A 19,883-nucleotide genomic window follows, 5' to 3' on the forward strand; every position below is an offset into this window, starting at 1 on the left:
ACCCGATTATTCAATACTTTTTGTTTATTTCACATACAAATGGTGTTGTGCAAGTTCTACTGAAATTGCTCCCACGTTACCCGCACCTTGTGTTAATAACAAGTCATTTGGTTGTAACACATTTTGCATGATGTTTTGCAAATTACCTTCAACTGGATCGACCAAAATTGGTTCTACTTGTCCGCGTAAACGAATACTACGCGCTAAAGTGCGGCTGTCTGCACCCACAATAGGTTTTTCACCGGCAGGGTAAACTTCCAACAATAATAATTGATCGACTTGAGAGAGCACTTCAATGAAGTCATCAAAACAATCGCGAGTACGAGAATAACGATGTGGCTGGAACAACATAACCAAACGACGATCCGGATGGCTTTGACGTGCAGCTTTAATAGTTGCTTCTACTTCTTTCGGATGGTGTCCATAGTCATCAACTAACTTAACGTTGCCATCAGCAAGTTCAAATTCACCTTGCACTTGGAAGCGGCGGCCAACACCACTAAATCCTTCTAATGCACGGCTAATTGCATCATCAGAAACACCTTCATCTGTTGCAACACCAATTGCTGCCAAGGCATTTAAAACATTATGTAAGCCTGGTTGATTAATTGTTAAACGCAATGGTTCACGGCCTTTACGCAATACAGTGAAGTGCGATTGCATACCATCTTGTTCAATATCAACTGCACGAATATCATTATCTTCATTAAAACCATAAGTAATGACCGGACGGCCTACACGCGGCAAAATTTCACGAATGTTCGCATCATCACCACAAACTACAGCCAAGCCATAAAATGGTAAGTTATGAAGGAACTGTACAAAAGTATCTTTTAATTTATCAAAGCTACCTTCATAGGTATCCATATGGTCAGCATCGATATTGGTTACAATCGCTGCCATTGGTTGCAAATAAAGGAAAGATGCATCTGATTCATCAGCTTCAGCCACGATGAAACGGCTTTCACCTAACGCCGCATTTACGCCTGTACTGTTAAGTAAGCCACCAATAACATAAGTTGGATCAAGGTTTTCTTCAGCCAACATCGTCGTTAAAAGACTTGTAGTTGTGGTTTTACCATGTGTACCAGCCACAGCAATACCGTGACGGTAACGCATAAGCTCGCCTAGCATTTCTGCACGACGTACAATTGGAACACGCTGCTCAATCGCAGCTTTAATTTCCGGATTTTCCGGATCAATTGCTGTAGAAACTACAAGCACATTGGCATTTTTAATATTTTCCGGTTGATGGCCAATATAAACTTTGATGCCATTTTTCTCTAATTGTTCTGTAGTTTTAGACGCTTTAATATCTGAACCGGAAATTTTATAGCCTTGGTTGCCCAAAACCTCTGCAATGCCACACATCCCAGCACCACCGATCCCCACAAAATGAATGTGTTTGATACGGCGCATTTCAGGCACTTTAATCAGTTTTTTTGCTTGGTTCGCAGCTGTTGATGGAGACATAGTAAATCCGATTACATTTTTTGGATAAGATCAACCACATGCTGAGTCGCATTTGGTTGGGCATGTTGACGCGCTTTCACTGCCATTTCAGTAAGTAATTGGCGGTTCATCAGCGAAGTGAACAATTCATTTAAAACATCTGGTGTCATGGTCGATTGCTGGCAAATTTTCGCAGCACCGACATCCGCCAGAAATTTGGCATTTGCAGTTTGATGGTCATCAACTGCTATAGGGAGTGGTACAAAAACTGCGGCCACACCTGCTGTTGCAACTTCTGTTACCGTGAGTGCTCCAGCTCGGCAAATAATTAAATCTGCCTCACTATAAGCTTTTGCCATATCTTCAATAAACGGCAAAACGTGTACAGTTAAATTAGCTGGTGCATCTGCATAAAGTGCTTGAGTTGCCTCAACTTGTTGCTGACCACACTGGTGAAAAATATTGAGTGGAACTTGTAATTGTTTTAATGCTGGAGGTAAGCGTTCATTGAGTGCTTTAGCACCTAAAGACCCGCCCACAATTAAAATATTTAAAGGCTTGCCCGCTTGTTCACGCTCATCATAGCGCCACTTTGGGCTTAAAATATCCGTGATTTCACGACGCACAGGGTTTCCTGTGGTTACAACTTTTCCACCAGCAGGAAAGGTATTTGGAAATGCTTCACACACCACTTTAGCAACACGAGATAACTGTGCATTGGTAAAACCTGCAACTGCATTTTGCTCGTGAATCAGTACAGGAATGCCTAACAAACGTGCGGCTAAACCACCTGGACCAGCTACATAACCACCAAAGCCTGCAACCGCATCAACTTTAAGTTGTTTCATATAGCGCATTGCACTAAAAGTGGCTTTTAAAATTTTAAAAGGTGCAGCAACTTTACGGACTAATCCATTGCCACGAACACCTTGGATATCAATTTGATATATTGGAATATTTTGATCTTTTAATAACCGATTTTCCATACCTGTTGGCGTGGCTAACCATGAAACCTGACAACCTTGTTGTTGAAGTTGTTTGGCTACGGCGAGGGCTGGAAAAACATGTCCACCTGTACCGGCAGCCATCATCATGACATGTTTAGGTTTGCTTTGCTGTGAATCGGTCACGGTCTAATTCTTCAACTCAAAAAACAATGGAAATTGTCATCTATTTTTGTAGCCGTTTATTTTAATCCTAAAGCTTCATTAACGAAAAGCTAATTTCACTCGTTTATAACAGAAAGATGTGCTTTTTTGAAAATATGCCTACAAAGCTGTGGTGTATTTAGTATTGTTATTTTATTAATTCATATATTTTCAGGTGATTTCCAATAAATACCGCTGAAAATCACCCGAAATAAATAATTAAGCTGTGCGACCACCTTCTAATACATCAAATAGATCATCGGCAATTGATGTACCAAATTGAGCATCAATTTCACGGATACAGGTTGGACTAGTGACATTAATTTCAGTGACATAATTACCAATCACATCTAAGCCTACAAAAACCAATCCTTTTTCACGTAAGAAAGGCCCGATTTTCGCTGCAATCTGCTTATCATTTTCAGTAAGCGGACGCGCTTGGCCTAAACCGCCTGCCGCCAAGTTACCACGCACTTCACCATTTTGTGGAATACGAGCTAGGCAGTAAGGAATAGGTTCGCCATTTACCATTAAAATACGCTTATCCCCTTCTACAATTTCAGGAATGTAGCGCTGAGCCATAATTGGACGAGTACCTAACTCTGTAAGCATTTCTAAGGTAGAACCAATATTTACACCATCTTGGTATAAACGAAAAATTCCCATACCACCCATACCATCAAGTGGCTTAACGATTACATCGCCATGTTCTTTAATAAATTCACGAATTAAACTTTGTTGCGATGTCACAAGTGTAGGCACTTGTAGTTCTGGAAACTGCGTTGCAAAGAGTTTTTCATTACAATCACGCAGTGACTGAGGCTTGTTAATAATCCATGAACCTTCGCGCTCAGCTTGCTCAAGCACATAAGTCGTGTAGACAAAATTCATGTCAAACGGCGGATCTTTACGCATGAGCACAACATCGTAAGCCGCAATAGATTCTTTTTTCTTTTCGCCTAGCTCATAGTAATGGTTGTAATCTTCGAACACCTTTAACGGTGAAATGAGGCCGTAAGCTTTGCCTTGATCGATATATAAATCTTGTTGTAATGCATAACCTAATTCATGTCCACGACGGCTCGCCGCCCACAACATTGCCATGGTTGAATCCTTTTTAAGGTTTACGGTTTCAATCGGATCCATGACGACAAGTACACGCATGCTCAAGCTCTTCTTAAAATTTAAATTAGCATGAGTATAACTGAGATTTTTCACTGGTTTTTCTTAATTTCAGTAAAACCTTATCGGTTATTTCTTTATCTTGAATTAAGGTAAATTCAGTTAAACTATGATCATAAAATATTATTTTTAAAGGCTAAACATGAAACTTTATCGCTATTTAACTGGCCCCGATGACTCTGCTTTTTGTGCACGAGTGACTAAAGCTCTGAATCATGGTTGGGAGTTATATGAAGCACCCACTATGACCTTTAACGGCACGCATGTCATTGTGGGACAAGCAATTTGCAAAACAATTGATGAAAATTATGATCCAGAAATGGATATTTTAGATGTTCTCAAAAATAACGCGTAATTCCAGAAGGGTGCTTTTAATCGATGAAAAGCCCCCTTTAAAACCCAATTAACAAGAAAAACTAATGAGTCAACTCGCACAATTCGTTTAATTTGCTAATTAACTTACTAAAAATCAGTTATTAAAAAATAAATATGTCATTTTTTAAGGTAATAGTTCTTTTATCCTAAACAATTAAATGATTATAATTATCATTTATGCTTTTATTTTTGTTAATTGATTTTATTTTTATGTTAAGAATTTCTATACCATCTCCCCAAATGAAGCGTCTTTTCCCGCTGAGCTTACTCAGTTTAATGATCTTGAATATTCAAGGTGCCTACGCAGAGGAACCGACTGATTCAGCCGCAAAAGTGGCAGCCACCATGCCCACCATAAAAATTGAGGCAATGAGTGAGCTCGACCCAATTAAAAGTTATATCGACTATGACAAGGCCAATGTCACACGTAACGGTTTAGACAAAAAAGATATTCCTCAAACCGTTGATACGATTGATGTTCAGAAATATAAAATTTATGGATCAAATGATTTAAGCGTTATGCTACAAGGCACTCCAGGCGTATCAACCAGTTACGATATGCGTGGTGATGGCATCACGATTCGTGGCTTTGGTGCCGATACAGGTGATATTTACCGTGATGGCATACGTGAAAGCGGACAAGTACGTCGTAGTACAGCCAATATTGAACGTATTGAAATTTTAAAAGGCCCCGCTTCTGTTTTATATGGTCGTAGCGCTGGCGGTGGGGTTGTGAATATGGTGAGCAAGTTCGCCAATTTTGACTCTAAAAGTTCAGTTGGTGCTTACGCAGGTTCTTATGATAACTACGGAACAACTGCCGACATCAATCAAGTACTTAATGACAATTTAGCAGTACGTTTGACTGGAGAATATGGTGAGTCAGGCAGCTTCCGCTCTGGCATTGAAAATAAAATTGAAATGTTTTCACCAAGTTTCACTTATAAAAATGATGATGGTACTCTGACTTGGACCACACAATATACCTATGACAAATTAGGTCGTGTGCCTGATCGTGGTCCAGCATATGAAAACTTGCCTGCGGGAACCTCAATTAAAATGGGATTTGCCCAAGACGGCGATTATGTTGATGATATTTTGCAAGTGGTTCGCACTGATGTGAATTATCAATATGCGCCTGATTGGAACTTTCACTGGGCAGCAAGTTACCGACAAGCAGAACAAAACTTTGATCACTTTTACTTTGGAACTTATTGTGGGTTAGATGGAAACGACCTAAAAGGTAAAGAATGCAACACTAAAAAAGGCTACATCAATCAAATTTACTACTGGCAACAAACCAACAATAAAACAACGACAAATACATTTGATATTAAAGGCAAGTTTAAAACAGGCCAACTTGAACACCAAATTATGGTGGGTACAGACTGGACTTATGAACAACGAGAGCCACGTCTAGCGAACGCTACCAAAGATGGATCTATTTACGGCTACGTTAATCCGATCACAGGAGAACGCGAGTACAGTCGTGGCAGTGGCCCATTAGTGATGAAACAGCACAACTATAATTAAGGCACAACTTATGGCGTATTTATGCAGGATTTAATTGGTCTAAATGACCAACTTAAACTCATGCTGGGCGTCCGCTACGATTACTTTGACTTTTCAACCACCAACAAGCTGACTAAAGAACACCGTAATGTAAAAGATAGCAGCTTTAGCCCGAATGTTGGTTTGGTATGGCAACCGCTTCCTGAACATAGCTTTTATACGTCTTACTCTAAGAGCTTTGCACCATTTGGGGGACAAATGGGTGTTAACCAAGTCACTGGAAGCACCGATGTTACAAAAATGGATAAAGAGCCTCAATATAACGAGCAATACGAAGTTGGGGTAAAAAGCGAATGGTTAGATAATCGTTTAAATACACAATTTTCTGTCTTTGATATTCGTAAGAATAATATCCGCTATAAACCAAATCCTAATGAGCAACCAGAAGTATGGGCAACTGCTGGTCAGCATCAATCCCGTGGTCTTGAATTTAGTTTTATTGGCCGTGTACTTGATAATGTCTTTGTCCGCGGTGGTTATGGCTACACAGATGCAAAAGTAAAAGAAGATAAACAAAAACCAGAACAAGAAGGCAACTATTTAGCCAACACATCTAAAAACACGGGTAATTTATTTATTCGCTATTTACCAACTGAACAGTGGTATACCGAAGTGGGTGTGACCTATGTGGGCTCTTATTATCCAAATATTAATAATCAAGTAAAAATGGAAGGCTTTAACCGTGTCGATGCAGCGATTGGCTATAGTGCAGCCCCATGGAATGTCACACTTGCAGTGAACAATTTAACTAATAAAGAATACTGGCGCTCAGACAGCATGCCAGGCACACCACGTAATGTGTTATTGCGTTTAAATTATCAGTTCTAAGTAAAATATTAAAAAGGCATACCCTCTTTAGAAGTATGCCTTTTTCTTTTTAGATACCATATTTCTCGCGATACGCTTGCATATTTGCTAGGGCTTCTGTTTCACCTTTCGCTTCTAAATAATCCATTAAATCTTTCATGGTAATCAGTGCATGTACAGGAATTTCTAATTCTTTTTGAACTTCTTGAATTGCAGAAAGTTCACCTTGACCACGTTCTTGACGATCTAATGCCACCAAAACACCCGCAATAGTTGCACCAGCATTTTTCAAAATCGTTACCACTTCACGAATCGCTGTACCTGCGGTAATTACGTCATCAATAATCCAGACTTTTTTACCTTCAACCGCAGCACCAACTAAAACACCACCCTCACCATGATCTTTCGCTTCTTTACGGTTAAAGCCCCATGGCACACTTTTATTATGGACTTGCGATAAAGCCACAGCAGTCGCTGCTACAAATGGAATACCTTTGTAAGCTGGTCCAAAAATCACATCAACATTTTCACATTGTGTTAATTTATCAGCATAGCCTTGTGCTAAAAGAGATAAAGCTTCACCATCGTTGAGTAGGCCTGCATTAAAAAAATAAGGACTCACGCGTCCAGATTTTAAAGTAAACTCACCAAATTTAAGCACACCGCGTGATAATGCGAGTTCGATAAATGCTTGCGGGTGAAATGACACAGGCGTTGTCATGAGGTGCTCCAAATTCACAATTGAGGTTAAATTTTCGCATGATACCAAAGGATCAGTATCCAAGTGATGTAAAAATTCTTCGAGTCGTTTCCATTAACGTAAATGGCTTACGTTCTTCAGTAACGAAAGGCTTACTTGAATGGTTAGAACAATCAGATGCCGATGTCGTATGCATGCAAGAAAGCCGCATTACCCATGAACAATGGACTGAAAAATTTAGACCCGAAGGATGGCATACCCATCTCTTTCCAGCAGAGCGTGCAGGTTATGCGGGGACTGCAATATATAGCCGCCTACCCTTCGTCTCAGTTAAAGATGGTTTAGGGTTTGAGCTGGCTGACAGTCAAGGCCGCTTTATTTCCGCGGAATTCGATTTAGGTTTGTCACATCCGGTACATATTGCATCATTATACTTACCTTCGGGCTCAAGTGGTGAAGAAGCGCAAGCACGTAAAGATTTATTTTTAGGTGAATACGCAAAAATTCTGAAACAATGGCGTGATGAAAACAAGTCAGTCATCATTTGTGGTGACTACAACATTGTTCATAAACGTATTGATATCAAAAACTGGTCAGGTAACCAAAAATCATCGGGTTGCTTACCACATGAACGTGCATGGCTTGACCATATTTATGATGAACTGGGCTATGTCGATACTTTCCGTGTAGTTCGTACAGAAGCAGAACTTTATTCATGGTGGTCAAATCGCGGTCAAGCGCGTGCAAAAAATGTAGGGTGGCGTATTGACTACCATGCATGCTCGCCAGACTGGAAAGCACGTACAATTAATGCCTGGGTCTATAAGGATCAATGGTTTAGCGACCATGCACCTGTTATTATCGACTATAAAATTCAAGAATAAGTGAACACTCGTTCACTTACATTGTCGTTTTCGCTTACAGCATATGTCGTTTTTGAGTATTTTTCTTACACAGCTTTAACGGCATTATAGCCCCACGGCACAGGGAAGCAGTCAGGATGACGCAAAAGGATAGGACGCCGTAGGAAGATAAAATAAACTTATGATAAGTTTATTTGCAAGGATGTGACATTGGACGTTGAAATGAGACCCGCATGATCAGGATGATTAAATGCGGGTTTTCTCTTTTCTGTCTCTTATTTTGCGCTAAGTTCTTTTAGTTTTAACTTCTTCTTATTAAGCTCATTATTACCTTGTCTTATGACAATAACATGACATTTCTCTTTCGATTAATCATTAATTTTCATTTGTTTTAAAAGTATCGGTATAAAGTAGTGCTTAAAAGCATTTTGGGTTAGGCTGTGTGCTCTCTCTTTTTGACATGGTCCGATAAAATGTTAAAAATTTATGGAATTAAAAACTGTAACTCAATGAAAAAAGCATTTGATGCCTTACAGGCTAAAGGGCTTAACTATGATTTTCATGATTATAAAAAACAAGGCATTGATGCAGATACTTTAAAAATCTGGTTAAAAGAAATTGGAAAAGATACCGTTCTCAACAAAAAAGGAACGACTTGGCGCAAGCTTTCAGAAGAAGAACAAAATCGTGCTCTAAGCAGTGAAGATCACCTGATTGAAGCACTCATTGCTCAACCAAGTTTGATTAAAAGACCTGTTTTAAAAACTTCACAGGGTTTTATTGTGGGTTTTGATGAAACCGCCTATCAAAATATTCAAGCCTAAAAAAACGAGCCATTTGGCTCGTTTTTTTATTAAAACTTTTAGTTCGCGCGAATCCACGTTTGGTTACGACCAAGTGCAGAAACGCCAATATAACCACGTAATTTAAGCTTTTTGCCGCCATCGGTTAACTCACCTTTCAGTTTGTAAGTTTTACCTGATTTTGGGTCTAAAATCGTACCGTTTTCATAACTGTTACCACCTACATTTTTTAAATTATGTACAATGGTGACACCTTTAAGCGGTTTGTTTTTGTACGGACCTTCACATTTTGTACAAGCGTTTTCTTCACCCGGTGTCAAAATGTTCTGAATGGTTGCAGTTAAGGTTCCGTCCTTCTGTTCCGTAAATTTCACTACGGCTTTTGGCTTGTTGGTCTGATCATCAATCGTTTTCCATACCGTTCCATTGAGTGAATCAGCCGCATTGGCAAATGCAGCCATACCAATGAGTCCTAAAGCTAAAGCAATCTTTTTCATTTTTGTAATATCCTTGGGTCTTTCAAGATTTTCAGTATTCAGAAGTCGCAAAGATATTGCAATTTTTGAATGTGACTGTTTCGTGTAACCTTGTAATCTTGCAAAATAAAATTTACAAGAAAACAAGAAACTAGCATAAAAATGGATGCTATATGAATATATCAAATGTTTGGAAATATTATTTTACAGAAACTTTTCTTAAGACAACAATTCGTAAGCCAAGCCAGCTAAATTTGCCGGCTACTACCTTGCGCCCTGTGCTAGATCAGATGTGTCGCGTTTTCCCACGACAAAAAAATGTATCCGTGCGCCCGATTCGACTAGCAGGTATTAAAGGTGAAGAAATCAAACCGCAAGATTCTGCGACTCAACTGATTTTTCACATTCACGGCGGCGCTTTTTTCCTTGGTAGTGTCAAAACACATCATGCTTTTATGACTGATTTAGCTGCCCGTACTCAAATGCAGATTATTCATGTGGACTATCCACTTGCACCTGAACATCCCTATCCTGAGGCAACCGAAGCTTTATATGACATCTATCAGTCTTTGGTGGTACAAGGTATTCAGCCGAAAGATATTATTTTATCGGGTGATTCATGCGGGGCAAATTTAGCGTTAGCACTTTGCTTGCGTTTGAAAGAACAACCTGAACTCATGCCGAGTGGCCTGATCTTGTTGTCTCCATTTTTGGATTTAACACTCACGAGTGAGTCTCTTCGGTTTAACAAAAAGCACGACGCCTTATTATCTATTGAAGCCCTACAAACAGGTACTCAGTACTATATAGGCAATCATATCGCAGCTGATGACCCACGTGTTTCACCTATCTTCGATGACTTGCATGGCCTACCACCAACTTTGGTTCAAGTGGGTTCTAAAGAAATCTTATTAGACGATGCCAAGCGTTTTAGAGAAAAAGCTGAAGATGCTGGCGTTAAAGTTCAATTCAAACTTTATACGGGCATGTGGCATAACTTCCAGATGTTTAATGCATGGTTTGATGAAGCTAAACAAGCATTGGCAGATATTGCTGAATTTGCCCACGAACTCGATAAAACTTAATTTATTTATAAATGATGTGAATAGGCCTCAAAACTTTTCACATCATTTTCTTTATAAAAAGTCATCATATATAAATTGAAAATCATGTTATGTTTAAAATATAAATTATTGAAACAATCCAATTTTAGGATGGTCTAACAAAGAGGCATCTATATTTAGGAGCCCTTATTTATTATGAAAAATCGTTTAATCACTTATCCCGTAAATAGAATAAAACAGGTGATAATCGATTTCATCCACAATAATCACATCATCAACTGGACGCCATTACAAAAAAGCGCACTGATGCTCACACTTGCTTGCGCAATGAATTTCAGTTGGATTTTATGGAAAGGCTATATTTTAATTACACCAAGTGTCTGGCAATGGGCAAATTTACCTTTAGTTGAATCACAAATCTGGCTCAATTTATTTACCTTATTTTTATTAGTCCTTTTGATTATTCCATGTTACCGCTACAAAAATGATGAATGGGCTCAACGAATTATTCCTTTCATTAGCGTGCAGTTCTTTGCACTTATGCTATGTCATGATGGATATTTAATTGGCAGTATCAGCCCTGCCACTATGGTCGGTTATGTGGGTACGATTGGGGTGGGTCTGGTGTTATTTGACCGTAAAATTGTTTATAGCGCTCTTGTACCTGCCACAATTATTTTAACTGTATGTACATATTTAAGTATGACAGGTGCTTTAGCGTATGCACCTTTATTTAATTTTAGAGCCATGGATCATGTCCAAACCAATTCTTTCTGGTTAGGAAGTATGGCTTTTTTTATTATGCCTATTTTATTGGCCTGTTTTGTTTTATTTGAAATATTACTCACCCAATGGCGTCAGCGAGAAACTTATATTCAACGTTTAAGCCAAATCGACCCATTAACTAATGTATTAAATAGACGTAGTTTAAACATGCATTTGGAGTCCCTACACCAACAACAATTTGATTATGCTGTGGTACTTCTTGATATCGATCATTTTAAAAAAATTAATGATATATACGGCCACCATCAAGGTGATCAAGTCTTAATTGAAATTGCTCAATGTCTTTCTGAGAATTTACGTAGCGAGGACATTATTGGTCGATTTGGTGGAGAAGAATTTATTTTACTACTCCCCCATACAGATATTATTCAAGCAGAGAAAATTGCTGAGCGTTGTCGCCAAGCCTTGCAAGAATTACCTGTTTTTACCGCTCAAAATAATCCTATTCACATTAGTGCGAGTTTTGGAATAAGCAGTTCAGCTTTTGCACAAGATCCTTATCTGGTTATTCGGCAGGCTGACCAAGCACTTTATGCGGTAAAAGCTTCGGGACGTAATCAGGTACGTACATTTCATCAGACCGAAACTATTGATACTTTATGATTCTTTGAATTTTGCCAAACTCGCGAGTTGCTGCAAAAGCTCTTGTTGACTAAAAGCGCCCGTTAAACGTAAAGCACGAATCTCTTTTTGCTCTGGGCTTAAAAATAAATAGGTCGGTGGTCCTAAAATATTCCACTGCTTGAGTAGCGCTTCATGCGACTGGTCATAATGGCTCAAATCAAGCTTAATTAAATAATAAGGTGCAAGAGCAGATTGAACCTCTGGTGCTTTTAAAATACGGTGCTCAATCGGTTGGCAGGCAACACACCAATCTGCGTAGATATCAACCACAATAGCTCGGTCAGTAGGTGCTGCCGCTAAAATTTTCTCAAAGTCTGCTGCACTAGTCGCAATATGCCACTCGGCCATATGATTAGAACTTTGCAAGGTTCGATTTTGAATATGTTGATATTGGTTATAGGCTACAAAAGGGGTAACGATTAACAATAAAATCGCGTAGAGCCATTGTAGTTGCCCTTTTTTCCAGAAAAACTGATAAACAGCATAGGTTATAAAAGCAAGGCCTAATACGAGGCTAAGCACTTGCATGCCCAAATCTGGCAGCAAAGGACGAATAAAATAAAGACTTAATCCCAACATCAGAAAAGCAAAAATTACTTTAATCTGATGCATCCAGTCGCCCGCTTTAGGCAAGAATTTTGCCCCTAAAATACTTGCCAGCAATAGCGGAATTCCCATTCCAAAGCCTAGGCAGAATAAAAGCAAAGCACCTTGCCACTGATTTTGCGTTTGAGAAATAAATAATAAAGTTCCAGCGAGAGGTGCGGTCATACAAGGCCCCACCAAAAGCGCAGAAACGACACCCATAACCCCAGCACCGACCAAAGTACCGCCTTGTTGCATTGACTGAATACGGTCAAGTCGGTTTAACCATGTCTGAGGTAAACGAAGCTCAAACAAACCAAATAAGTTCAGAGCAAAAACAATAAACAGCAAACTAAAAGCAATTAAAGTTGCTGGCTGTTGTAACCAGCGTTGGAAATTTAAGCCTGCCGAAGAAGCAATTAAACCTAAGCCTGCATAAACCAATGCCATGCTACACACAAAAGTAAGCGCAATGGTCCAAGCCTTTAAACCTTTATGTTCTCGAATAATCAGCGAAGTTAAAATAGGAAGCATCGGTAAAGAACATGGCGTAAATGCGAGCAACATACCTAAACCTAAAAATAATAAAACTCCATACCAAAGCGAGTGTTCAATTAACTTGGCTGACCAGATCTGATCTTGTGCAATTTGAGGTGTAGTCGTATCAGCTGCTGTCTCTGTACTCTGCTCTTTTTCTAAAGATTCTGAACCCGAGGAAGTGTCGGATTGTGTATTCGCTAAATCTAGTAATCTTTTTGGCGCTGTTCCTGCTTGGTTTTGCACACCCACCAAGCCATCTGCATCGGTTTGAAACTCAATGGTTTGAGGTGGATAACAAATACGGTCTTTGGCACAGCCCTGCCAAGTCACACTATAGTGCTCTGACGGCTTAGTCTTAATTTGGAAATTAACTTGATGGTAGTAAACCTGACTTTGCCCATAATTTTCATCATATTGGGCAACCGCTTTAGGTAACTTTAAAGTTAAAGGTTGAGTACCTTGTTGTACGGAAAATTTATGCTGATAAAGATAGTAATTTGGCTGAATCTGCCAAGACAAACTCGCAGTATGCGGCTCAGAAGATTCAACCGAAAATGAAAAAGCTTGTTCGGGTGAGAGTAGCTTATCTTGCGCAGAAACCAACTGGCTAAACACACAAACAGCAACTGCTAGAAAATAAAGAATTCCCTGATGAATAAGCTTTTTCATTAACATAAATTTAAATTGCTTCGATTAGAACAAGAATGCCACGCCTAAGCCACCATTGTAGCTTTTGTCTTGGCCCTCTAAATCAACCCCGATACTTGCATCGAGCTGAGTACGATCATTTACGGCGTAGACTAAACCTGTCCCTAAACCATATTCGTAGTCTTGGCTTTCAGCTTTACGGTAAATAAACTCAGAATAACCTGACAGCTTACCTGCGATTTTATAATCAATCGTTGGAATTGCAGTTACTGCCCAGTTACTATTTTGTACTTCGTAGCGCATGGTAATTGATGTGCCGACTAAGTCATTATATTTATAAGCGACTGCTGAACTTAAGCTATAAATATCGTCATGTGCAGTAAATTCATCATTTCCAGTGGCAATGATCGCTTCAGCTAGCACAGCCATTGATAAGTTTTCATCTTTTAGATCAATTGCTTTTTTCAAACCAATGCTGACATCACCAAAGCCTGAAGTGTCATGTTTTTTACCAGCACGTTTAGTTTGAGTCCATGCTGGACCTTGCCAACCTAATTGTAATTCCAAACCATCAGCTAAACCGGTACGGAATAACATATCTTCATTTACAGTTACGGTTTTTTCTTTGACGCCATCAACCGTTGACTCTGTATAAGTTGCACTTGGCAAACCTTGTTCCCAAGCCAATTTACCAACCGGAGTAATCCCTGTTCCAATACCAGCACCGGGGCGGTCAAAAGAGAACTCTGCAGCAAAAGTACTTCCTGCGGCAACAGTGGTCAAAGCAAAAGTTAAAATTTGAAACGTTCTCATTCTATTATCCAATCAAGTAGTTAGTTCTTTTGACATTTTTGCCCCATGTTGGCGCAATAATTCTAATGTTTCACGCTCTTCTTGAAGCGCTTCTGACCAGTCTATTTCATCAAAGTCACAATCAAAGAACAACTGACTGATTGAAGATAAAATAGTGAGTCCCTCTTCATCGCGTGTGTTTGGATCAACTTTTTCATTTAATAAACGTTGAACAGCTGGCGCACATGCCGAGCTTGCCGCATCCCATAAAGGACCATAAAACTCTTCTGCATCCCAAAGGTGTACATTCGCTTTGGCTTGAATCAAAGCTTCGAGAATATCGAGATAAACTTGTAATGATTGTTGCTTTTCTTCTTTTGATAGTGGTGTACCCGCTTCATAAGCTTCTGATACATCTTCCCACCATTTAAAAATTCCATCACAAATGATTGATACAGGTGGCCCTTGTTCCGGATCAATAAAGTTCGGATCAAGTCCTTCAGCAAGTAATTTTTGCACTTGCGCGAGTTCTAATTCTTCTATGGCTTTAATTAAAGCTTGCTGCTGGGTGGTTAACATGACCATCTCTCAAAAATATATTAGGACTATTATGCCTAATCTCTTCTGAAGATTTTAGAGGTTGATTGCATCGCATTGCAAACCTAATGTTGTGAATAGTTTTATTTTCATCAAATATAAAAAAAAGCCCCGAAGGGCTTTTTAGCATTTTAAATTAAACTTCATCATCAATGAATTCTGGTTGACCACCTCTCGGGTGTTCTTTTTTCTCAAAAGTATGTTCAAGGCTACGTTTTAATTTTTCAATCGCGCCATGAATCGAGGCGTCAATATTTCCTGCTTTATGATGTACTGCAACTGGTTTCAAACCTGAAGGACGCGCTTCAATCATACAGTGGATATCTTTGTCACCACCTTTGTCCCCATTTTCATCACTAAAATGAACCGAAAAATGCGTAATACGTTCGCTATGACGTTGGAATTCTTGAGTAAGTTCTGCACGTACATAAGTAATTAAACGTTCGCTGTTATGGATGTTTTTATCTGTGCGGATTTCAATATTCATAAATACCATCCTCTCTTTCTTACTGTGGATCTTTTCTATGCAAAACTTTTTTATGTTGGCATGTTTTAAGCATGCATGAACTGACTTCAATTGTACATTTTGATGGTGTAATGGTTTGTTATCTCCTGACTTAAACGTACTGCTTTTAATTTATTTTGAAGATCTTCATACCTTCAATATCAGTCCATCTATAAAAATATGCAAGCTGATTTTTTAAATTTTTATGAAAAATTGAACAAAAGGAGAGCAATCGTGTCCAAATCTTATCTATCTGGAGCAGAGCTTATTGAGCAAATCCAGAAGTCTCCTTATTCACGTGATTTAATCGGATATCACGGACAACCGCCACAAGTTAAATGGCCTAATAATGCCAAGGTTGCTGTGCAATTTGTTCTTAATTATGAAGAAGGTGGCGAAAAACATATAGAGCATGGCGATGATGGCTCAGAACAGTTTTTATCAGAGATTATTGGTGCCGCAAGTTACCCAGCTAAACATATGTCGATGGACTCTATGTACGAATATGGTTCACGTGCTGGTTTTTGGCGCATTCATAATGAGTTCCAAAAGCGCAAACTTCCAATGACCATTTTTGGGGTTGCAATGGCACTTGCCCGCAACCCTTATATTGTAGAAGCGATTAAGCAAGCTGATTACGATGTAGTTTCTCATGGTTACCGCTGGCTTCACTATCAAGATACCGATATTGAAGTCGAAAAACAGCATATAGAACAGGCTTTAACTGTCTTAGAGAACCTGTTTGAAAATAAAGTGATAGGTTGGTACACCGGACGTGACAGCCCCAATACACGTCAGTTACTCGCAGAGTTTCCACAATTACAATATGACTCAGATTATTATGGTGATGACCTGCCTTTTTGGACAACGCTTACCAATGCTGATGGCACATCACGCGCTCATCTGATTATTCCTTATACTTTGGAATGTAACGACATGAAGTTCTGTTCACCAGGCGGCTTTAATAGTTCAGAACAGTTTTTTCAATATTTGAAAGATAGTTTCGATGTGTTGTATGCAGAGGGAGAAACTGCACCAAAAATGATGTCGATTGGAATGCATTGCCGCATTTTAGGGCGTCCGGGCCGTTTTAAAGCACTACAGAAATTTCTCGACTATATCCAAATGCACGATCGGGTCTGGATATGTCGTCGTCAAGATATTGCTGAACATTGGTATAAAAATCACATAACTAAATAATTGATTTTTAATTTTCAAAATTCTTAAGCGAACCAAAACTCGCTATTGGCACTGTTATTGCTAAAACTCTATATCAAGACAACGAGTTTAGGAATAACAGTGTTTTTAGCCGAGTTTAATCAAGCCCCACCAGAACAACTCAAGACTTTGTTAAAAAACTGTGTCCACATTCAAGCATGGGCTGAAAAAATCATCTCAAATCGCTCCTATTCAACAAAAGCATCTCTTTTGGAATATGCAGAACAATTAAGTCAAATGTGGTCATGGCAAGAGATTCTGGCAGCATTAGCCACCCATCCAAAAATTGGTGAACGCCAAGCTAAAAAACAACTCAATGCAAAAGAGCAGAATTTTTCATCTAAAGAACAAGCTGGCATTTCTTTAGATGAACAAACACAACAAGCTCTGCTTCAAGGTAATCTTGATTATGAACAAAAGTTTGGCTTTATTTTTTTAATTAAAGCAGCAGGCCTCAGTAGCGATGAAATTTTAAAAAAGCTACATGAACGACTACAAAACGACTTGGCTATCGAAAAAACAATTGTACATGAGCAACTCGCAGCGATTGCTCTATTACGTCTATCTCAGGAAATACAAGCATGATCAGCACTCATATTTTAGATACGAATTTAGGCAAACCGGCTGCAGATGTAGAAGTGAAGTTGTTTCATGCAGCAACCCATGAGCTGATAGCGACAGCAACCACTAATCAAGATGGTCGAGTGAGTGATTTTGGAATAACAGACTTTGCAGAAGGTGCTTATCAGCTTGAATTTGAAATTGCTCCTTATTTTTCATCGCAGCAAGTCAAAACTTTTTTTCCACGTGTTTGTATCCAATTTTTTGTAGAAGACGTCAATCAGCATTATCACATTCCTTTACTGATCAGCCCGTTTGCTTACTCCACTTATCGCGGTAGCTAACTCAATTATAAATAGGAGAAAAATATGAATCATCAGCAAAAAAATGCAATTTCTCCAGAGCATGAATATTTAGGAATTTCCAAAAGTTTTGCTTACGGCTTACAGCATGTGCTGACCATGTATGGTGGCATTGTAGCCCCGCCTTTGATTATTGGAACGGCAGCTGGCTTAAGCTCAGCACAAATCGGAATGTTAATTGCAGCGGCCCTATTTGTAGGTGGATTGGCAACCCTGATCCAAACAATCGGAACCAAATATTTAGGCGCAAAATTACCTCTCGTACAGGGTGTATCTTTTGCGGGTGTGGCCACCATGGTCGCCATTATCACTACAGGCGGTGGTTTACCTGCTGTCTACGGCGCGGTCATTGCTGCCTCTCTAATTGGACTATGCCTTGCGCCTTACTTTTCAAAAATTATTCGTTTTTTCCCACCTGTTGTGACTGGATGCGTTATCACGATTATTGGTCTATCTTTGTTACCCGTTGCGATTCGCTGGATGATGGGCGGCAACAACAAAGCGCCTGACTGGGGTAGCGTAGAAAATATCTCTTTGGCACTGCTGACCTTAGGCATTGTGATTGTTCTAAATATGCTGCCGCAAGCAAGCATTCGACGTTTATCAATTTTGTTGGCTATTGTGGCTGGTACTATCCTCGCCTACTTCATGGGTTTTGGTGATTTTAGACAGGTGAGTTCAGGCGCATGGCTGCAATTTCCCCACCTATTTGCATTCGGTTTACCGACTTTCGAGCTAAGTGCAATTTTATCGATGCTAATCGTTACCTTAGTGATTATGACGGAAACCACAGCCGATATTATTGCTGTAGGAGACATTGTAGGAACTGAAGTCGATTCAAAACGTATCGCCAATGGTGTTCGTGCAGATATGTTCTCAAGTGCTTTTGCGCCTATCTTTGGTTCGTTCATGCAAAGCGCTTTTGCCCAAAATGTTGGGTTAGTTGCAATTACGGGCATCAAAAGCCGATTTGTAGTCGCAGCAGGTGGTGTCATTCTGATTATTTTAGGTCTACTACCTATTATGGGTCGTTTGATTGCAGCGATTCCAATGCCCGTACTTGGTGGTGCAGGTTTGGTCTTGTTTGGGTCGGTTGCAGCGAGTGGAATTCGCACTTTGGCAAAAATAGATTATAACAATCAGAAAAATTTAATTATTGTCGCGACCGCTTTATCAGCTGGGATGATCCCAATTATTAACCATGAGTTTTATGCTCATTTCCCAGTTTGGGTACAAACTTTGTTCCATTCGGGCATTAGTTCAACTTGTATCTTTGCTATCTTATTGAATTTATTATTTAATCATTTACCTTCATTTCGTAGCTCGCGTACCCCGCATTTGAGCCAAACAATAAACACAAGAAATACTCATTAAAGATTTACTTTTTAGCGCCCCACCTCGGTGGGCTTTTTTTTAACCGTTGATCAAATTTGGCTTCATTTTTGCTTAAGACCCTGTATCCTTAGCGTGCTTTATTTGGGGGGAGATCATTTAAATGCAATTAAAGCAACTTGCGGCGACTTGTGCCTTGTTATCTGCAACTGCCATGGTTCAGGCGAAACCAATCTGGCAAGATTTTAGTGTGACTGGACTTTATGGTGAAAACTATGAAGTTGTAGATGACAAAGAAACTACGATTACTTTGGAATATGCTGCGAAAGTTAAATACGCTGATGTGTTTTTCTTTATGGACCGCATGCGTGGTGAAAATGACCACAAGAGTACTTACTTTGAGTTATCACCACGTCTAAGTTTAGGCGAAGTTTCTGGTAAAAAACTGTCGTATGGCCCAATCAAAGATGTACTCATTAGTACTACTTGGGAAGGTAACAGTGAAGACGGCAACAACTTCGACAACTTCCTTTATGGTTTTGCAGTTGATTTAGATATCCCATATTTCCAATATGCAAATTTAAACTTCTACCGTGCAAATAATGAGAACATCGACGACGATTATCAAATGACATTCGTTTATGGTATTCCATTAAAATTAGGATCTGAAGATTTCTTGGTAGATGGTTTCCTTGACTGGTCAACTGCTGAAGGCGACCATGCGAGCGAGTTGAACTGGACAACTCAGTGGAAATGGAATGTAGGTAAACACATTTCTCCTGATACACGCCTATACCTCGGTATCGAGCACTCAGTGTGGAATAATAAATTTGGCCTTCAAGGTCGAGATGAAAATAACGTTAGTGCACTGGTTAAATACCACTTCTAAAA

At 39.4% G+C, this 19,883-nt stretch carries 19 protein-coding genes and 1 pseudogene; 11 read left to right on the top strand and 9 right to left on the bottom strand.

All coding sequences use genetic code 11. The annotated features are described in order from the left end of the window. Positions 1-24 precede the first annotated feature (24 nt). The 3 genes from murC to gshB all read right to left on the bottom strand — a co-directional run bounded on the left by murC (position 25) and on the right by gshB (position 3,764). Positions 25-1,473 carry a UDP-N-acetylmuramate--L-alanine ligase gene (gene murC, locus F928_RS18055; protein ID WP_002122011.1) on the bottom strand — a complete coding sequence of 483 codons (1,449 nt, stop codon included), beginning with the start codon at positions 1,471-1,473 and terminating at the stop codon, positions 25-27. Positions 1,474-1,484: 11 nt separating this feature from the next. After that, positions 1,485-2,582 (bottom strand): undecaprenyldiphospho-muramoylpentapeptide beta-N-acetylglucosaminyltransferase, encoded by a 1,098-nt coding sequence (gene murG, locus F928_RS18060; RefSeq protein ID WP_005078668.1) that lies wholly within the window; start codon positions 2,580-2,582, stop codon positions 1,485-1,487. A gap of 237 nt (positions 2,583-2,819) precedes the next feature. Next, positions 2,820-3,764 (bottom strand): glutathione synthase, encoded by a 945-nt coding sequence (gshB, locus tag F928_RS18065; protein WP_002121985.1) that lies wholly within the window; start codon positions 3,762-3,764, stop codon positions 2,820-2,822. Positions 3,765-3,924: 160 nt separating this feature from the next. Here gshB and F928_RS18070 point away from each other — a divergent pair, with 160 nt between their 5' ends. Both F928_RS18070 and F928_RS0103965 read left to right on the top strand, forming a co-directional pair. Continuing rightward, positions 3,925-4,137 (top strand): DUF1737 domain-containing protein, encoded by a 213-nt coding sequence (locus tag F928_RS18070; RefSeq protein ID WP_002122004.1) that lies wholly within the window; start codon positions 3,925-3,927, stop codon positions 4,135-4,137. Positions 4,138-4,367: 230 nt separating this feature from the next. Further along, positions 4,368-6,557 (top strand): annotated as a pseudogene (locus F928_RS0103965) (TonB-dependent receptor). Between the two features lie 49 nt (positions 6,558-6,606). Here the strand turns inward: F928_RS0103965 and pyrE are convergent. Further along, positions 6,607-7,257, bottom strand: coding sequence for an orotate phosphoribosyltransferase (pyrE, locus tag F928_RS18075; RefSeq protein ID WP_002121863.1), 651 nt, complete (start codon positions 7,255-7,257; stop codon positions 6,607-6,609). A gap of 38 nt (positions 7,258-7,295) precedes the next feature. On the opposite strand from pyrE, the gene crc reads away from it, so the two are divergent. Together crc and yffB are read left to right on the top strand one after the other, a co-directional pair. After that, the gene (crc, locus tag F928_RS18080) at positions 7,296-8,120 is read left to right on the top strand and encodes an exodeoxyribonuclease III (protein WP_002122009.1); all 825 of its coding nucleotides are present in this window, start codon (positions 7,296-7,298) and stop codon (positions 8,118-8,120) included. Between the two features lie 452 nt (positions 8,121-8,572). Next, positions 8,573-8,923 (top strand): arsenate reductase, encoded by a 351-nt coding sequence (yffB, locus tag F928_RS18085; protein ID WP_002121996.1) that lies wholly within the window; start codon positions 8,573-8,575, stop codon positions 8,921-8,923. Between the two features lie 38 nt (positions 8,924-8,961). Here the strand turns inward: yffB and F928_RS18090 are convergent, their stop codons facing one another. Further along, entirely contained in the window at positions 8,962-9,399 is a 438-nt protein-coding gene (locus tag F928_RS18090; RefSeq protein WP_002121971.1) for a DUF2147 domain-containing protein, read from the bottom strand. 152 nt (positions 9,400-9,551) lie between these two features. On the opposite strand from F928_RS18090, the gene est reads away from it, so the two are divergent. Together est and F928_RS18100 are read left to right on the top strand one after the other, a co-directional pair. Further along, positions 9,552-10,463 carry an alpha/beta hydrolase gene (gene est / locus F928_RS18095; RefSeq protein ID WP_002122035.1) on the top strand — a complete coding sequence of 304 codons (912 nt, stop codon included), beginning with the start codon at positions 9,552-9,554 and terminating at the stop codon, positions 10,461-10,463. A 174-nt stretch (positions 10,464-10,637) separates the two neighbouring features. Continuing rightward, positions 10,638-11,831, top strand: coding sequence for a GGDEF domain-containing protein (locus tag F928_RS18100; protein ID WP_005078676.1), 1,194 nt, complete (start codon positions 10,638-10,640; stop codon positions 11,829-11,831). Here F928_RS18100 and dsbD read toward each other — a convergent pair. The 4 genes from dsbD to F928_RS18120 all read right to left on the bottom strand — a co-directional run bounded on the left by dsbD (position 11,826) and on the right by F928_RS18120 (position 15,501). Continuing rightward, positions 11,826-13,652 (bottom strand): protein-disulfide reductase DsbD, encoded by a 1,827-nt coding sequence (gene dsbD, locus F928_RS18105; protein ID WP_002121902.1) that lies wholly within the window; start codon positions 13,650-13,652, stop codon positions 11,826-11,828. The genes F928_RS18100 and dsbD overlap by 6 nt on opposite strands. An 18-nt stretch (positions 13,653-13,670) precedes the next feature. Continuing rightward, on the bottom strand, positions 13,671-14,438 hold the full coding sequence (locus F928_RS18110) for a transporter (protein ID WP_002122018.1): 768 nt from the start codon (positions 14,436-14,438) through the stop codon (positions 13,671-13,673). Between the two features lie 12 nt (positions 14,439-14,450). After that, entirely contained in the window at positions 14,451-14,996 is a 546-nt protein-coding gene (locus F928_RS18115; RefSeq protein WP_005066773.1) for an ankyrin repeat domain-containing protein, read from the bottom strand. Between the two features lie 154 nt (positions 14,997-15,150). Beyond that, positions 15,151-15,501, bottom strand: coding sequence for an HPF/RaiA family ribosome-associated protein (locus F928_RS18120; protein ID WP_001019316.1), 351 nt, complete (start codon positions 15,499-15,501; stop codon positions 15,151-15,153). Between the two features lie 252 nt (positions 15,502-15,753). On the opposite strand from F928_RS18120, the gene puuE reads away from it, so the two are divergent. From puuE to tsx, 5 genes are all read left to right on the top strand, one after another. After that, positions 15,754-16,719 (top strand): allantoinase PuuE, encoded by a 966-nt coding sequence (gene puuE, locus F928_RS18125; protein WP_005078679.1) that lies wholly within the window; start codon positions 15,754-15,756, stop codon positions 16,717-16,719. A 99-nt stretch (positions 16,720-16,818) separates the two neighbouring features. Next, complete coding sequence (uraD, locus tag F928_RS18130) at positions 16,819-17,322, top strand: 2-oxo-4-hydroxy-4-carboxy-5-ureidoimidazoline decarboxylase (RefSeq protein ID WP_005078680.1); 504 nt, start codon at positions 16,819-16,821, stop codon at positions 17,320-17,322. Beyond that, positions 17,319-17,642, top strand: a complete 324-nt coding sequence (gene uraH / locus F928_RS18135; RefSeq protein ID WP_005078684.1) for a hydroxyisourate hydrolase — start codon at positions 17,319-17,321, stop codon at positions 17,640-17,642. The genes uraD and uraH overlap by 4 nt, the downstream gene beginning before the upstream one ends. A gap of 24 nt (positions 17,643-17,666) precedes the next feature. Then, positions 17,667-19,034 (top strand): nucleobase:cation symporter-2 family protein, encoded by a 1,368-nt coding sequence (locus F928_RS18140; RefSeq protein WP_005078686.1) that lies wholly within the window; start codon positions 17,667-17,669, stop codon positions 19,032-19,034. Between the two features lie 121 nt (positions 19,035-19,155). Next, positions 19,156-19,881, top strand: a complete 726-nt coding sequence (gene tsx / locus F928_RS18145) for an outer membrane protein OmpK (protein WP_005078688.1) — start codon at positions 19,156-19,158, stop codon at positions 19,879-19,881. Positions 19,882-19,883 lie beyond the last annotated feature (2 nt).

The organism is Acinetobacter pittii ATCC 19004 = CIP 70.29, from assembly GCF_000369045.1.
GTDB classification, from domain to species: Bacteria; Pseudomonadota; Gammaproteobacteria; order Pseudomonadales; family Moraxellaceae; genus Acinetobacter; species Acinetobacter pittii.

Bases quoted from the DNA above. Each gene is read 5' to 3' on its own strand.
- murC (WP_002122011.1), bottom strand. From the start codon at position 1,473: ATGTCTCCATCAACAGCTGCGAACCAAGCAAAAAAACTGATTAAAGTG.
- gshB (WP_002121985.1), bottom strand. From the start codon at position 3,764: ATGCGTGTACTTGTCGTCATGGATCCGATTGAAACCGTAAACCTTAAA.
- F928_RS18070 (WP_002122004.1), top strand. From the start codon at position 3,925: ATGAAACTTTATCGCTATTTAACTGGCCCCGATGACTCTGCTTTTTGT.
- pyrE (WP_002121863.1), bottom strand. From the start codon at position 7,257: ATGACAACGCCTGTGTCATTTCACCCGCAAGCATTTATCGAACTCGCA.
- crc (WP_002122009.1), top strand. From the start codon at position 7,296: ATGATACCAAAGGATCAGTATCCAAGTGATGTAAAAATTCTTCGAGTC.
- yffB (WP_002121996.1), top strand. From the start codon at position 8,573: ATGTTAAAAATTTATGGAATTAAAAACTGTAACTCAATGAAAAAAGCA.
- F928_RS18090 (WP_002121971.1), bottom strand. From the start codon at position 9,399: ATGAAAAAGATTGCTTTAGCTTTAGGACTCATTGGTATGGCTGCATTT.
- est (WP_002122035.1), top strand. From the start codon at position 9,552: ATGAATATATCAAATGTTTGGAAATATTATTTTACAGAAACTTTTCTT.
- F928_RS18100 (WP_005078676.1), top strand. From the start codon at position 10,638: ATGAAAAATCGTTTAATCACTTATCCCGTAAATAGAATAAAACAGGTG.
- dsbD (WP_002121902.1), bottom strand. From the start codon at position 13,652: ATGTTAATGAAAAAGCTTATTCATCAGGGAATTCTTTATTTTCTAGCA.
- F928_RS18110 (WP_002122018.1), bottom strand. From the start codon at position 14,438: ATGAGAACGTTTCAAATTTTAACTTTTGCTTTGACCACTGTTGCCGCA.
- F928_RS18115 (WP_005066773.1), bottom strand. From the start codon at position 14,996: ATGTTAACCACCCAGCAGCAAGCTTTAATTAAAGCCATAGAAGAATTA.
- F928_RS18120 (WP_001019316.1), bottom strand. From the start codon at position 15,501: ATGAATATTGAAATCCGCACAGATAAAAACATCCATAACAGCGAACGT.
- uraH (WP_005078684.1), top strand. From the start codon at position 17,319: ATGATCAGCACTCATATTTTAGATACGAATTTAGGCAAACCGGCTGCA.
- F928_RS18140 (WP_005078686.1), top strand. From the start codon at position 17,667: ATGAATCATCAGCAAAAAAATGCAATTTCTCCAGAGCATGAATATTTA.
- tsx (WP_005078688.1), top strand. From the start codon at position 19,156: ATGCAATTAAAGCAACTTGCGGCGACTTGTGCCTTGTTATCTGCAACT.